The following is a 15,529-nucleotide window of genomic DNA, read 5'->3' as shown; positions in this document are numbered from 1 at the left end:
ACTGTGATAATAAAAGAGAATCGGATAGAGATAGATGATGTTAGCCAAGAGTTTATGTTAGAAAGTGATGAGAATATAGGAGTTGAAGATGTTATATTTTTTGATTTAGAGCATTATGTATATAAAAAACCAAAATGTATTGGTGTTTTTGGTGCATGTGTATATGAAAAAGAAAGTAGAACTCTTTTAACTACTCAATATATGATTGAAAATAAAAGAGAGATAAAAGATCTCTTAAAATTAGCTTTGAAATATTTCAAGGATATGAAAGAAAAAGGAAAGAGGGCTATATCAACTTTTTCTGGAAATAACGATTTTACAGTAATCAACTATTTATTTAATAAGTATAAGATAGAATTTGATTTTGAAGATGAATTTAATTCAATAGATTTACAGAAGTACTATGAAAGAGAAATGGGAACATCAATAGGACTTAAAAATCTGGAGAAAATATTTAATATTCATAGGCAAGGTGAAGTTATTAGTGGTTCTAACTTAGCCAAAACTTTTTATAAAGTCTTAAAAGATTCAGACTATATAAAAAGAATGCCTTATGAAAAAATAGAAAAAATTCTATTATACAATGAGCAAGATGTTGTTAATCTTTATTATATCTTTTTAAATTGGAAAAAATATATAACAAAAGAAGATAAAGAGGAAGACTAAAAAGAATTAGAAAGTTAAAAATAGTTAGATTAAGAGAGTGCTAAAATATTTAGCACTCTTTTAATTTACTTAAGTTTTTTAATTTCAATTCCATTGCTTATTAAAGTTATAGTAGAATCTTTATCTGTTCTGAATAGTTTTATATTATAAGAATTTAATAAATCTAGTACTTTTTTATGAGGATGACCATAAGAATTATTTTCTCCTAAAGAAGCAATGGTTATATAAGGAGTAACTTTTTCTAAAAATTCTTTTGTTGTAGATGTTTTGGAGCCATGGTGACCAAGCTTTAATACATCTGAATCTATTGGATAGTTTTTACTTAATACATAATTTATATTTTCTTTTTCTGCATCTCCAGTAAATAAAAATGAAGTATCTTTAAATTGTATTTTAATTATAGGAGAGTAATTATTTAAATTGTCATCTTTTAAATTTTCTTTAGGAGAAAAAACATATACTTTAGTATTTTTTCCTAAATCTATTGAGGAAGTACCATCTTTAAGAATGTTTATTTTTAAATTTTTTCTTTTTAAGGCTTTAATCATTTTTTCAAATGAAGTAGTATTTGTTGTTACTTTAGGTGCATAAAATTTTTCAATTTCAAATAAATCAATTATTTCATCCATATTTCCAATATGATCTTCATGGGGATGAGTTGAAATTAAATAATCTATTTTCTTTATATTTAAGTTATTTAAGTATTTAATAATTTTATTTTCAGCTGTTCTAGAGCCAGAATCTATAATCATATTTTTCCCATTTACTTGAATTAAAGTAGAATCTCCTTGACCTACATCAAAATAATGAACTACTAAGTAATCATCATTATTTAAAGGAATATTATTTGAACATGAAAAAAATAAGAGTGCAAATAATAATGGAAAAATAAAGTATAGTAATTTAAGTTTTGATTTCATAAATTTCTCCTAATTTTTTATTATATTATAATTATGTCCAAAATATTAAATTTGAGTTAATTTTATTTACATATTATAATTAAATAAAAATTATGAGGTGAAGATATGAGAGTAATAAAATTTATAAGATATGGTTTTTGTATGATAAGCCTTTGGGCAAAAAGCTTTAAATTTAATAAAATAAAAAAGAAATTTGGAGAAGAAGAAGCTTTTAAATATGCACAAAAAGTATTTTTAAAATGGAGTGAAGATACATTAAAAATAATAGGAATAGAAGTAGAAATTCATGGAAAAGAAAATATTCCAAATGAAACATGTGCTTTTGTTGGAAATCATCAAAGTATCTTAGACATACCAGTTTTAAAAACTGCTCTTCATGATAAGACTATTGGTTTTATAGCTAAAAAAGAAGCATTAGAATATCCTATTTTAGGTTTTTGGATAAAGAATACAAACTGTGTTCCATTAGATAGAGATAATCCTAGAGAAGCAATAAAGGTTATATCAAAAGGAGCACAATACATAAAAGATGGATATAATATGGTTATATTTCCTGAGGGAACTAGATCTAAAGATGGACAAGTTCATGAATTTAAAAAAGGAAGTGCAAAGCTTGCAACAAAAGCAAAAGCACCAGTTGTTCCATTTTCAATAGATGGAACATCAAAATGTTTTGAAGATAATAGAAGCTTTAGAGAAGGAAAAGTTACTATTGTATTTGGAAAACCTGTTTATACTAATGAGATAAGTAAAGAAGAAGAAAAAAATCTTTCAGCATATTTAGAAGAAAGAGTAAAAGAAAATTTAATAAAAGTAAATTAGAAATAAATATTATTATTATTTATATTATGTAAAAGGCTTTTTCAAAATGAAAAAGCCTTTTTTATTAAATTAAAAATTAATAAAGAGATAATTTTTAATTTAGAACAATATAATATAGAATTTTATTTATTTCTATAAAATAATTTATATTAAAAAGATATTTCGAAAAATAATATTATAAAATTAAATAAAATATATAAAAATGTTGCAAAAAGTTTACAAAAGATATAAAATATTAACGTAGAATAAAGTTAAAGAAAAATTAATAGGGGGAGATATGAAAAAGTTATTTTTAGTAGTTAGCATTTTAATTTTTTCTTTAGGTTTAGTCGCGTGTGGCAGTAAAGAAAAAGAAGAAGCTAAGTCAAAGACAGAGTTATTTATGGGAACTGTTGTAAATATAAAAATATTTGATGGAGATGAATACGTTTTAGATAAAGCTTTTAATAGAGTAAAAGAAATTGAAGATTTAGTTAGTATAAATAAAGTTGGAACAGAGTTGGATAAGCTAAATGAAAATGCAGGAATTCAAAGTGTAAAACTAAGTGATGATAGCTTTTACATAATAAAAAAGGGTATTGAGTATTCGAAACTTTCAAATGGGGGATATGACATAAGTATAGGACCTTTAGTAAAGCTTTGGAGTATAGGACTTCCAGAGGCTAAAGTTCCAAGTGAAGATGAGATAAAAGAAAAGCTTACAAAAATAAATTATAAAGATGTAGAGATAAATGAGGAAACAAAAGAAATTTTCTTAAAGAAAAAGGGGATGATATTAGATTTAGGGAGTATAGCAAAAGGATATACTGCAGATGAAATTGTAAAGATTTTAAAAGAAGAAGGGGTAAAAAAGGCAGTAGTTGATTTAGGTGGTAATGTTTATGTTTTAGGAGAAAAAGAAAAGGACAAGCCATGGAAAATAGGAGTACAAAATCCATTTTCAGATAGAGGAGATGTTGTAGGAGCAATTTATGTAAAAGATAAATCTATTGTTACAACAGGAATATATGAGAGATTTTTAGAAAAAGGGGATAAAAAATATCATCATATATTAAATCCTAAGACAGGATATCCATATGAAAGTGAAATAGCAGGTGTAACTATAGTTTCTGATAAATCTATAGACGGAGATGCGCTTTCAACTTTGGTATTTACAAAAGGGATAAATGAGGGGATGAAATTTATAAATAATTTAGAAGGGGTAGATGCAATATTTGTTGATGTTAACAAGAACATTTATTTAACAGATGGTATAGAGGATAAATTTGAGCTTATAAACAAAGATTTTAAAGAAAAATAAGAGGGAAATTTATGAATATAGAAAGTTTAAGATACTTTTATGATGTTGTAGAGTTTAAAAGTATATCAAAAGTTGCAAAAAATTCTCATATATCTCAACCAGCACTTAGTCATCAGCTTTTTAAATTAGAAAGGGAATTTAATGGAAAGCTTTTAGAAAGAAGTAATAAAGGGGTAGAGATAACACAAAAAGGAGAAGTGGTATATGAATATGCTAAAAAGATACTAGAATTATATGACCTTTTATATGAAGAGGTTAACAATGAAGGAGTAAATAAAAATAAATTAGAAATAACTAATACAAGTATTTATTCTAATAGTATATTTTTAGCTATTGCAGGACAATTTGGAAGTATATTTAACAATTACAATGTGAATATGAATATGGAATTTATAAATGGAGAGGGACTATTAATAAATAAAAAATCAGATATAATAATTGGAAATGAAAAATTAGAAGATAAAAATATAAAATCTGAATATATAGGGTCAGACAAGCTAGTATTAATTAGTAGAAAAAATATGACTAAAGAAGAATTAAAGGAAAGCAAAATTGGACTTTTAGATGATAAATTTACTAAAGAAGTTGAAAAAAAATTAAAAGATGAAAAAGTAGAGGTAGGTTTAAAAAGTAATTCTTTAAGTACAATATTAGCTTTTTTAGAAAGTGATAATACATATGCACTAGTTCCTTATTCAGATGTTAGAGAAAGAGTTTTAAAGGGAGAGCTTATAGTTCAAAATTTTTATGAATATGAAATAGACTATAATCTTTATATTTCTTATAGAAAAGATATAGATGATAAATTAAGAGCAAAGATTAGATTATTAAAAGAAAAATTATTTAAAATATTAAAATAATATCACTTTAAATATGAAAGGGGGTCATATAAAAAAGTTATATATAATGAAAGATTTTTATAGCGAAAAAGGGGGTAAATAAAAATATATGGGGATAAAAGTCAATAGATTAGGGGCTTCACGTAAAAGGATAGTAATTAATACATAAAAAAAATAGGTATTTTATGTAGTAGACAATAGGTTTTAATATATATAGAATTAATCCATGTGAAAACACAAGACTTTTATTTAGAAGGGATTGAAGAAAGAGTATGTCAACTAAAATAGTTATTTTAGGAGCTGGATATGCAGGTGTCCATGCAGCTAAAAAATTAGCCAAAAAGTATAAAAAGAAAAATGATGTGGAAATTACTTTAATTGATAAAAATCCATATCATACATTAATGACAGAATTACATGAAGTAGCAGGAGGAAGAGTTCCAGAAGAATCAGTTAAGGTTGAACTTTCTAGAATATTCCATAGAACTAAAGTTAATGTAGTTGTAGATTTAATAGAAAATGTAGATACAGATAAAAAGAAAATTAAAACTAAAAATGGCGAGTTTGACTATGATTACTTAATGATAGGAATGGGAAGTGAGCCAGCTTTCTTTGGAGTTCCTGGAGTTAAGGAAAATGGATTTACTTTATGGTCACTAGATGATGCTTTAAGAATAAAAAGTCATATAGAAGATAGAGTTAAAGAAGCTTCATTTGAAAGAAATGTGGAAAAAAGAAGAAGGATGCTTACTTTCGTAGTAGCAGGTTCAGGATTTACTGGAATAGAAATGGCTGGAGAGCTTTTAGAATGGAAAGATACTTTAGCTAAAAAGTATAGAGTTGATGTAAAAGAAATCAAATTATTAGTTGTTGAAGCTATGGGAACTATACTAAATATGCTTGATAGAAAACAAGCTGATAAAGCTGAAAAATATATGGTTAAGCATGGAGTAGAAGTCTTAAAAAATTCTCCTATAGTAGAAGTTACTAAAAATACAATAAAGCTTAAGGATGGAAAGATTCTTCCTACTGAAACTTTAATATGGACTTGTGGTGTGCAAGCTAACAATGATTTATCAGAGTTAGAAATGGAAAAAGCTAGAGCTGGAAGATATAAAACAAATAGCTACATGGAAGCAGAAGGAAAAGATGGTGTTTATGTAGTTGGAGATTTAGCTTACATTGAAGATAAAGAAGGAAAAGGAAATCCTCAAATAGTTGAAGCAGCAGAACAAACAGCAGTTACAGCTGCAAAAAATATAATTGCTTCAATAGAAAATAAAGAAAAAGTAGAATTCAAGCCAAATTATCATGGATTTATGGTATCTATTGGTGGAAGATATGGAGTTGCAAACCTAATGGGAATAAAACTTTCAGGGTTCTTTGCAATGGTTATGAAACATCTTATAAATATGGTTTATTTATTTAGTGTAAATAATGTACATGCTGTTTATAATTATCTTCAACATGAATTTTTCTCAATGAAAGAAAGAAGATGTATAATGCGAGGGCATTTATCATCAAAAGGAAATAGATTATGGCTTGTACCTTTAAGAGTATATATAGGATTCCTTTGGTTATTTGAAGGGCTTAAAAAGTTAATTGGTGAAGAAACTTGGACAAAAGCTTTTGATACAGCTCAAAGTGCAGCAAATTCAACAAATGGATTAATTGATAGTGTTAGTGTTTATGCAAATTCTTTAAGTGATAATTTAACTATTGGTTGGGATAGTTGGATGAAAATGGGGAATGTGAAAATGCCATTTGAATGGCTTCAAGATACAGTTTCAGGAGCATCAGCAACTACAGATGCTGCAGCAAATATGCCAAAACCAATTTTTGAAACTATGCCAAAATTCTATGAATCAATTATGCAAATATTTATGCCAAATGCAGAAATTGCAGTTTGGGCTCAAAGAGTAGTTGTTTTACTTGAAATTGGAATAGGTCTTTGTTTAATTGCTGGATTATTTACTTTCTTAGCAAGTGCAGCTTCAGCGTTTATGACAGTAAACTTTATATTCTCAGCTATGGCTGGATTTGATATTCTTTGGTTTACTTTTGGAAGCGTTGCATTAATGTGTGGAGCAGGAAGAACTTTTGGGCTTGATTATTATGTAATGCCTTGGATAAATAAACTCGTGGGTAACTTCTGGATGGGGAAAAGAGAGCCAATCTATGATATACATGGACATGGATTAAGTGAAGTTTCAGCATATGAAATAGAAACTATGGAAACATCTAATAATAAATAAAAAAATAAAAATAGAGCTTTAGGTTTAATAAACTTAAAGCTCTTAAAATAAAACGAGGGGGAAGAGATGAAAAGCTTTTGGAATAATTATCCTGAAATAGGTAGAGAAGTAGAGAAAATAAAAAAAAATATAATAAAAAATGCAAAATGTAAGGATAAAGTTATTGAAAATAGTATAGTAGAACTAGTTGAATCTGGTGGAAAAATGTTAAGACCAGGCTTTACAGTTTTAGCCTCAAAATTTGGAGAATATGAAGAAGAAAGAGCAATAGCACTTGGTTCAGTAGTTGAGATGTTTCATATGGCTACACTTGTACATGATGATGTTATAGATGATGCAGAACTTAGACGAGGAAAAAGAACAATACAGTCTAAATATGGTAAAAATTATGCAGTATACATAGGTGATTATTTATTTTGTCTTTGCTTTAAAACACTTGGGAGTACATCTTCCCTTAAAAGAGATATTCAAATAGATACAAAAGTTATGTCTAGAATTTGTTTAGGAGAAGTTGAACAATTAAATTCAAGGTATAAAAAGGACATAACTATAAAAGATTATTTAAAGAGAATATCAGGAAAAACAGCGGAGTTATTTTCTCTAAGTCTTTATATAGGAGCAATTGAAAGTGGATGTGATAAAAAAACTTCAAGACTATTTTGGGAGATTGGTCATAACATAGGAATGGCATTTCAAATAATTGATGATATTTTAGATTTAACTGGAGATTCAAATAAAACAGGAAAAGCTGTAGGAAATGACCTACTGGAGGGAGTGTATACTCTTCCACTTCTTATAGCATTAAGAAATAATAAGGAAGCCTTTGATAAGGTTCTTAAAGAAGAAGAGTATTCTAAAGAAGAAATTTTAGAAATAATAGATTTAATAAAAGAAAATGGTGGAATAGAAAAATCTATGGAAATAGCAAATAAGTATTCTAATAAAGCTTTTAAAAATATACTTAGTTTACCTGAAAATGAATATAGAGACATATTGATGGAAATAACTAAGAATATGCTTAGTAGAGAACAATAATAGGTAAAAGTTTTGAATAATTATATTGTTTTTAAAAATATAAGTAAAAAATATAAAGAAACAGAAGCTTTAAAGAATATTAGTTTTGTAATTAAAAAAGGTGAGATAGTTTCAGTATTAGGTCCAAGTGGAAGTGGAAAATCTACACTTTTAGAACTCATATGTGGTTTTGAAAAACCTGATAGTGGAGAAATAATTATTGATAGTGAAAATTTAGAAGGTAAAGAACCAAAAGATAGGGACATATCAATGATATTTCAAAATTATGCTCTTATGCCACATTTAAATGTTTATGAAAATATTTCATTTGGAATGAAAATAAGAAAAGAAAAAAAGAAAGATATAAAGGAAAAAACTCTTTGGGCAGCGAAGATTCTTCAATTAGAAGATGTGCTTTATAAAAAGCCTAAAGAACTTTCTGGAGGACAAAGACAAAGAGTAGCTATTGGTAGAGGAATAGTTAGAAATCCAAAGCTTTTTTTAATGGATGAACCTTTATCAAATCTTGATTATAAACTTAGGATGGAAACCTGCTCAGAAATTGTAAATCTAAATAGAGAAATAAAGGGAACTACTCTTTATGTTACCCATGATCAAGAAGAAGCAATTCTTATATCAGATAGATTAGTTATCTTAAATAAGGGGGTAATTATGCAAATAGGTACAGGTAAAGAAATTTATGATAAACCAAAAAATAAATTTGTAGCAGAATTTATAGGGAAAACAAAAATGAATTTTTTAGATATAAAAAAAGAAAGTAATAAATTTTTTCTAGAAGAAATAGGAACTATAGAAACAGATAAATTTTCATATATAAAAGATGGAAATTATATTTTAGGAATTAGATCAGAAGACATAGAATTAAAAAATGATTCAAACATAAAAGGAAATGTTGTAGGTTCTGTTTATTTAGGTGGAGAATATATAACAGAGATAGAATTAAAAAATAAAATATTGAAAGTTAAAACAAATAAAGATTTAAGTTATAAGCTAGGTGGAACTGTTGGTATAAGTTTCAACTTAGATAAAATAAATATTTTTGACCAAAATACTAATGAGAATTTAAGGAGAGATTAGGGGAATGAAAAAAAGGTTAATAACTGGATTATTATTATCAACTATGGTTTTTACAGGAGTTTTAGCTGGATGTGGTGCTAAAGAAAATGATAAAGAAGAAAAGGTTAAAGTAAAAGGGAAAATCACAGTAGTTACAAACAGAGTTGATGGAGAAAAAGTTTTTGAGGAGGTAGAAAAGAAATTTAAAGAAAAATATCCTGAAGTAGAAGATGTAGTTTTTGAATCATCAAGCGATTATGACAATCATATAAGAACTAGAATGAATACTAAGGATTATGGAGATGTATTATTTATTCCATTTAGTATGAATGCAAATCCAAAAGAATATGCAGATTTCTTTGAACCTCTTGGAAAAGTAGAAGAGTTAGAAAAAGAATATATAGATGTTACTGAAGCAGATTATGATGGAATAGCTTATGGAATTCCAACTGCTTTAAATTCACTTGGAATTATTTATAATGAAGATGTTTTAAAAGAAGCTGGAGTAGAGAAAATGCCTACTTCATTAGAAGAAATGGTAGAAGTATGTGAAAAGATAAAGAAAAATACAGATGCGATTCCATTCTATACAAATTATAATAATACTCTTGGAGTATGGGGTGGTGCTTTAACTTCATATGGAGGAGAAGATTATAGAAAAGATACTTTAGATAAAGGAACAGCTTTTGAAAGTGGACAACCTATAAGACAAGTAATGGATTTATTCTACGCTTTAACTAGTAAAGGGCTTACTGAAGAAGATCCTATTACAGGTGATTACGGAAAATCTCAACAAATGCTTGCAGATGGCAAAGTTGCAATGTTTATGATGGGTTCACAAGAGCTTGTTGAAATAAGAGAAATGGCTAAAAATAAAGAAAGCATAAAAATAGCTCCATTCCCAGTTAAATTTAATGGGGAAACAACTATTGCTTTTGGAGCACCAGAAGTTGTAGGAATAAATAAAAATAGTGAAAATAAAGAAACTGCAAAAGCATTTCTAGAATTTATATCTTCAAGTGAAAGTGGATATGCAGAAAATTTAGCAGGACTTTCTCCAAAAATTGATTCATTAGATAAAGAGCAATTAACTGCATTAAAAAATAATAATGTAGTGTTGACAGCTCCACAAGTTGATCCAGAAGTTGATATGAAATATACAAAAATAGCTAAAGAAGCGGATGTAGCAAGATTAAATGGAGTACTTCAAAAAACTATAAATATAGGATTATATCCAAATGATAATGAAAGCTATGATGAATTTGTAAAAAGTTCAGAAGTTAAGTGGGAAAAGGCTGTAAAAAATAATGAAAAATAAATTAAATGGAGAAAGAAAAGCATTGATTGCTTTTCTTTCTTTGCCTTTAATATTAGTAATTTTATTTGGATTAATACCTATAATATGCTTAATTTATTATAGCTTTACAGAATGGAATGGAATATCTCAGACAAAAGAAATAGTTTATTTTGATAATTATATAAAAATTCTAACAAGTGAAAAATATTTAGAAGTTTTTAAAAATTGTTTTTATTATTTAGTATCTGGGTTATTACAGATAATAATTGGATTTATTTTAGCTCTTATTCTTTATTCAAAAACTAAATTTAAAGGATTTTTTAAAGGTATATTTTTATTTCCAGTACTTATAAGCGGAGTTGCTATATCAATGATATTTAGAGTGTTCTTTGCTCCTAATGGAACTTTAGATGGAGTTTTAACATTAATAGGACTTGAAGAAAATATAAGATATTGGTTAGGAGATCCTAAAATAGTGAATTGGACTCTTTCATTTATTTCGCTTTGGAGATATACAGGAATGAGTTTTATACTGTATTTTTGTGCAATGCAATCTATACCAATAGAACAATTTAAAGTATTAGAAATAGAAGGAGGAGGGCTTATACAAAAAGTTTTTCATGTAATAATTCCAAACATAAAAACCTCTATAAAAATAAATTTTATAATGCTTTTCATAGGAGTAGTTTCTGTATTTGATATTCCTATGATTATGACAGATGGTTCAAATGGTACAAGCACTTTTTTACTTAAAACAATGAAAGTAGCTTTCGAAGATAAAGAGTTTGGTATGGCTTCAGCTATGGCAGTTATTTTAAGTTTAATATTAATTTCAATAATGATTATAAGAAAAACTGTTGTTAAAGGAGATAAAAATGAAAAGTAAAAAAGTAATTTCTAATTTATTTAAATATGGAATATTGATTTTATGGACATTAGTTATATTATTTCCTTTAATAACTGTAATGTTTGGTTCTTTTAAATCTTATAGTGAATTTAATAGCACAAATGGAATAGCTCCTCCAAGTAGCTTATCTTTTGATAATTATAAACGAGTTTTAATAGAAGGAAAGCTTTTAAGTGGATTTTTTAATACATTTATACTTGTTGTTTTTGGAGTTTGCGGAAGCGTATTTATAGGTTCTATATTAGCTTTTGCATTAAATAGATTTAACTTTAAATATAAAAAATTGATTTTAGGAATATTTCTTTTAGTATCAATAGTTCCAATAGAAGTTTCACAAGTTGCAACTTTTAAGATAATAAATGGAATGGGACTTTATAACACGCGTATTGCTCCAATTTTACTTTATATAGGAGCTGATATGCTTACACTTTATATTTATATGCAAATGTTAGAGAAAGTTCCAAAGGATATTGATAAAGCAGTCATATTAGAAGGTGGAAGTATGTTTTATCTATATAGAAAAGTAATTTTTCCTATAGTAAGACCAGCAACATTTACTGTATGCCTTTTAAAGACAATAAGTATTTATAATGATTTTTATATTCCATTTTTATATATGCCAAAAGAAGGATTAAATACTGTTTCAACAACTGTATTTAGATTTATGTCAACAAGTAAAATAGAATGGAATGTAATATGTGCCGGAATTGTTTTAAGTATTATCCCAATGATTATATTTTTTATATTTTTACAAAAAAGAATATACAATGGGATAATGGAAGGAAGTGTGAAAGGGTAAATGAAAGATTTTTTTAAGAGAGTATATACAGTTATAGAAATGAGAACAGGTTTTGCAACAGGACTTCCAGTCTTAAGTGCAGGGCTTTTTGGAGCTTATTTAAAAGGTGATTTAAATATACCTTTATTAGTTTTAATGTTTATATCTGGATTTAGTTTTAATATAGTTGCAAATGTTGCAAATGAAATTAGAGGTTATTTAAAAAATGAAGAAACAGATGAAACTATGACAGGACATAAAGGAAGTGAAGGACTTTCAAGAGGGGATGCAAAGCTTATTGATGCAATAATTGCACTTTTAATTTTCTTTATATTAGGAGGAGCCTCAGGGCTTTTAATAGTTTTTATAACAAAAGATTTGCTTATACTTTTAATAGGTATTTTAAGTGCTTTAGCTGCAATTTGCTATTCTTTAGGACCTAAGCCTTATATAGTTTATCCAGTGGGAGAACTTGTATCAGGAATATTTGTTGGCGGCGTTAGTAGCCTTGTATCAGCTTATATACAATTAGGAGAGTTAAATTTAGGAGTAATTTTATATGCTGTAATAGGAGTGTTTATGACTATATTTTTAATGGCTGCAAATAATACATCAGATTATAACAAAGATAAAGTACATAGAGTAACTCTTCCTCATGTTATAGGATTTGAAAATTCAATAAAAATAATATTACCAGAAGGAATATTAATGTTTTTTTCTTTAGTATCACTTACAGTATTAGGATATATAAATATAGCACTATTTCTTATAGGGACTTTTTGTATGTATTATTTTGGATATGTAAAATGGTATAAAGATTATAAAAAGATAAAAGCACCCTATAAAGAAATGGCTAAAGAATGGGGACCAAGACCACTACTTCTTATATACAGCTTTAACCTTTTAATGTCATTAGGATTTGTAATCTTTTTAATAGGAGGATTAATATAATGAAAGTTTTTATAATAAAAAAGAATCCTTTAACAATACCAGTAGTTCTTTCAGAAGTTTTAGGGCTTTATAAAGAAAACAAAATAAATGTTTCTATAAATTACGAAGAGGATTTTTTATTTAAAGGAAAAAATCCTTATACTACAGGTGAATCTGATTGCATGATGGGAGATTTAACATTTTTCTTTTATGCTTTAGAGAAGGGAATAGATTCAGTAATAACATCAAATTTAAGTAGAACTATTCATTTACTTTTAAGAAAAGATAAATCATTTAAAGATGAAAATTTAAAAATAGGAGTAAATAGAACAGGACTTTTTAGATTATTTATGGAAAATGATTTAAAAGATAAGCTTAAAAATCCAGAAATAGTATGGATAAATAATACTTATGAAAGGATAGAAGCTTTAAAGAAAAAAAAGATAGATGGACTAATAGCAATAGAGCCATTTATAGATGAAATTGAAAATAGAGATTTAGGCAAAAGAGTTTGGAGTTTAAAAAATTCAGATAAGAACTTAGTTATGTGGTGCTTTAAAAGGGAACACTATGAAAAAAACAAAGAAGAGGTTAAAATATTTCATAAAGTTTTAAGAGAAGCAAATAATATTTATAATAATATGCTAGAAGAAGAAAAAAGAAAATTTTTAAAAGAGCATATGAATTATGATGAAGAACATATAGAAATTGCTTTAAATTTTAAATTCGAAAAAGAAGGACAAGTTAGAGAAGAAGATTATAATCTTTGTCAAGAATGGATGATTAAAACTGGAGAGATAAAAAATAAGTATAGAAATGCTTATTATAATAAGTCTCCTGAAATATTATAAGGTAAAGTAGAGATTGCCAAAAGGCTATCTCTATTTTATTTAGTAAAAAATATTATATAATTATTTATAATATTAAAAGAAAATTATAGTGAGAGGTAATAGAGAAAATGAAACACGAGTGGAGAAAACATGAAAAAGATATATATGTTCCAAAAAAGAAACCTGAAATTATAGATGTACAAAATTTTAAGTATATTACTATAACGGGAAAAGGAAATCCAAATGAAGATGAATTTGCAAAGAAGGTAGAAGTACTATATTCATTAGCTTATGAAATTAAAATGATGCCTAAAAAGGGATATATACCAGATGGATATTTTGAATATACAGTTTATCCATTAGAAGGATTATGGGACTTAACTGATGAAGGAAAAAATTAAAAGAATTAAATAAGGATTGTTTAGTATATAAAATTATGATTAGACAACCAGATTTCGTAACAGAAGAGGTATTAGAGCTTGCAAAAGAACAGGTTAGAAAAAAGAAACCAAATTTAGCAGTAGATAATGTAAATTTTGAAGAAATTAAAGATGGATTATCAGTACAAATGTTGCATTTAGGTTCTTATGATAATGAAGAAAGGACATTTAATAATGAAGAAAGGACATTTAAAGAAATGAAAAAATTTATTGAAGAAAATAATTTAGAAATAGCTTCACTAGTGCATAGAGAAATTTATCTTTCAGATGCAAGAAAAGTATCAGCAGAAAAACTAAAGACAGTTTTAAGATATAGAGTTAATAAAAAGACAAATTAATTTATGATTTTAGTTAATTAAGTAAAAATATAATTTATAGATTTAATAAAAATATTATATAAAAATATAATTAGAAAATAATATTACTTTATAATTCTATTGAAAACAAAAAAACTTAGACAAGCATTATGCAAGTCTAAGTTTTTTTAAATGTACTAAACAATAATTTGAACATATTCCTATAAAGATTCCTGTTATTATTCCAATAAAAGATAAAACAGGAAGATATAAAAATACTCCTATATTTTCTAAAATTAATGAAGCAACTATAAGTTGTCCAACATTATGGAAGAAAGCAGCAGCTGCGCTAACTCCAATTATTGATACTTTATCTTTAAATAACTCTTTTAATATTATGGCTACTGTAAAGCTTAAAATTCCACCGGAAATACTATATAAAAGTGTAGACAATCCTCCACCAAACATAGTTGATAATATTATCCTAAGAACTAAAACTATAAAAGCTTCTTTATAACTGTCTAGTGTATATATACTTATCATTATTATAAGATTAGCAAGTCCAAGCTTAGCTCCAGGAGTTAAAAATGGAGTAGGAATTGATCTTTCAACTGTAAAAAGTATTAATGCAAGTGAAATTAAAAGTGACATATAAACCATTTTTGAAGTTTTTCTTTTAAACATAATTTAATATGAAAAAATCATATCATCATCTGAATGATTTTCTTCCTTTCCTCTAATTTCTACTATTAATTTATGTGGAAGACAAATTATACTTTGGAATGACTTTGATATTGCTGGAGTTTTAACGCAAACATCATCCTTACAGTCAGCCTCTATCATAGAAACAACACCATCTTTAATTGATATAGTATTATTCCCAGAAGGCGTATTTATAATATGTTCTCCGTTTTTAGTTATATCTAATGTTTCGATTATTTTTCCATCAACAGAAATATTTATGTATTTAGCTTTATTCTCCTTTGAATATGCAATATTAAAGATAAACAGAGGAGAAAAAGATAGTATAATTAAACAAATAATAATAATAATATCGAATTTTTTTAACAATTTAAGGCTTTTCAATGACTTTCTCCTAATAATATTAATATAATTAAATTTTATAATATAAATAGCAGTGTGTGGTAATAGAAAAAA

At 26.4% G+C, this 15,529-nt stretch carries 17 protein-coding genes; 14 read left to right on the top strand and 3 right to left on the bottom strand.

Annotated elements, in window-relative coordinates; genetic code table 11:
* Window positions 1-3 precede the first annotated feature (3 nt).
* Entirely contained in the window at window positions 4-666 is a 663-nt protein-coding gene (locus HMPREF1092_RS08240; protein WP_002598200.1) for a ribonuclease H-like domain-containing protein, read from the top strand.
* Between the two features lie 65 nt (window positions 667-731).
* Here HMPREF1092_RS08240 and HMPREF1092_RS08235 read toward each other — a convergent pair whose 3' ends face one another.
* Window positions 732-1,586, bottom strand: a complete 855-nt coding sequence (locus HMPREF1092_RS08235; RefSeq protein WP_002598199.1) for a ComEC/Rec2 family competence protein — start codon at window positions 1,584-1,586, stop codon at window positions 732-734.
* 105 nt (window positions 1,587-1,691) lie between these two features.
* On the opposite strand from HMPREF1092_RS08235, the gene HMPREF1092_RS08230 reads away from it, so the two are divergent.
* From HMPREF1092_RS08230 to HMPREF1092_RS17750, 13 genes are all read left to right on the top strand, one after another.
* A complete protein-coding gene (locus HMPREF1092_RS08230) occupies window positions 1,692-2,408 on the top strand; it encodes a lysophospholipid acyltransferase family protein (RefSeq protein WP_002598198.1) in 717 nt (238 codons plus the stop codon).
* A gap of 277 nt (window positions 2,409-2,685) precedes the next feature.
* Window positions 2,686-3,708 (top strand): FAD:protein FMN transferase, encoded by a 1,023-nt coding sequence (locus tag HMPREF1092_RS08225; RefSeq protein WP_002598197.1) that lies wholly within the window; start codon window positions 2,686-2,688, stop codon window positions 3,706-3,708.
* Window positions 3,709-3,719: 11 nt separating this feature from the next.
* On the top strand, window positions 3,720-4,568 hold the full coding sequence (locus HMPREF1092_RS16475) for a LysR family transcriptional regulator (RefSeq protein ID WP_002598196.1): 849 nt from the start codon (window positions 3,720-3,722) through the stop codon (window positions 4,566-4,568).
* 251 nt (window positions 4,569-4,819) lie between these two features.
* Complete coding sequence (locus tag HMPREF1092_RS08215) at window positions 4,820-6,802, top strand: FAD-dependent oxidoreductase (RefSeq protein WP_002598195.1); 1,983 nt, start codon at window positions 4,820-4,822, stop codon at window positions 6,800-6,802.
* 66 nt (window positions 6,803-6,868) lie between these two features.
* A complete protein-coding gene (locus HMPREF1092_RS08210) occupies window positions 6,869-7,837 on the top strand; it encodes a polyprenyl synthetase family protein (RefSeq protein ID WP_002598194.1) in 969 nt (322 codons plus the stop codon).
* A gap of 12 nt (window positions 7,838-7,849) precedes the next feature.
* Window positions 7,850-8,914: an ABC transporter ATP-binding protein gene (locus HMPREF1092_RS08205; protein ID WP_002598193.1), complete on the top strand. Its 1,065-nt coding sequence runs from the start codon at window positions 7,850-7,852 to the stop codon at window positions 8,912-8,914.
* Between the two features lie 4 nt (window positions 8,915-8,918).
* On the top strand, window positions 8,919-10,211 hold the full coding sequence (locus HMPREF1092_RS08200; protein WP_002598192.1) for an ABC transporter substrate-binding protein: 1,293 nt from the start codon (window positions 8,919-8,921) through the stop codon (window positions 10,209-10,211).
* Window positions 10,201-11,076, top strand: a complete 876-nt coding sequence (locus HMPREF1092_RS08195; RefSeq protein ID WP_002598191.1) for a carbohydrate ABC transporter permease — start codon at window positions 10,201-10,203, stop codon at window positions 11,074-11,076. The genes HMPREF1092_RS08200 and HMPREF1092_RS08195 overlap by 11 nt, the downstream gene beginning before the upstream one ends.
* Entirely contained in the window at window positions 11,066-11,896 is an 831-nt protein-coding gene (locus HMPREF1092_RS16965; RefSeq protein WP_002598190.1) for a carbohydrate ABC transporter permease, read from the top strand. The genes HMPREF1092_RS08195 and HMPREF1092_RS16965 overlap by 11 nt, the downstream gene beginning before the upstream one ends.
* Window positions 11,897-12,826, top strand: a complete 930-nt coding sequence (locus tag HMPREF1092_RS16960; protein ID WP_002598189.1) for a prenyltransferase — start codon at window positions 11,897-11,899, stop codon at window positions 12,824-12,826.
* Window positions 12,826-13,656: an ABC transporter substrate-binding protein gene (locus tag HMPREF1092_RS08180; protein WP_002598188.1), complete on the top strand. Its 831-nt coding sequence runs from the start codon at window positions 12,826-12,828 to the stop codon at window positions 13,654-13,656. Before HMPREF1092_RS16960 ends, HMPREF1092_RS08180 begins: the two co-directional genes overlap by 1 nt.
* A gap of 107 nt (window positions 13,657-13,763) precedes the next feature.
* Window positions 13,764-14,036, top strand: coding sequence for a GyrI-like domain-containing protein (locus tag HMPREF1092_RS17755; RefSeq protein WP_002598187.1), 273 nt, complete (start codon window positions 13,764-13,766; stop codon window positions 14,034-14,036).
* 35 nt (window positions 14,037-14,071) lie between these two features.
* Window positions 14,072-14,413 carry a GyrI-like domain-containing protein gene (locus HMPREF1092_RS17750; protein ID WP_002598186.1) on the top strand — a complete coding sequence of 114 codons (342 nt, stop codon included), beginning with the start codon at window positions 14,072-14,074 and terminating at the stop codon, window positions 14,411-14,413.
* 126 nt (window positions 14,414-14,539) lie between these two features.
* On the opposite strand, the gene HMPREF1092_RS08170 is transcribed toward HMPREF1092_RS17750, so the two are convergent.
* Both HMPREF1092_RS08170 and HMPREF1092_RS08165 read right to left on the bottom strand, forming a co-directional pair.
* On the bottom strand, window positions 14,540-15,055 hold the full coding sequence (locus HMPREF1092_RS08170) for a Gx transporter family protein (protein WP_002598185.1): 516 nt from the start codon (window positions 15,053-15,055) through the stop codon (window positions 14,540-14,542).
* A 3-nt stretch (window positions 15,056-15,058) separates the two neighbouring features.
* Entirely contained in the window at window positions 15,059-15,457 is a 399-nt protein-coding gene (locus HMPREF1092_RS08165; protein WP_002598184.1) for a NusG domain II-containing protein, read from the bottom strand.
* Between the last annotated feature and the right edge of the window lie 72 nt (window positions 15,458-15,529).

Source organism: Clostridium thermobutyricum, from assembly GCF_000371465.1.
Classification (GTDB): domain Bacteria; phylum Bacillota; class Clostridia; order Clostridiales; family Clostridiaceae; genus Clostridium; species Clostridium thermobutyricum.
Note: the sequence above shows the minus strand (reverse complement) of the source record. Positions and strands in the feature narration are given on the sequence as shown.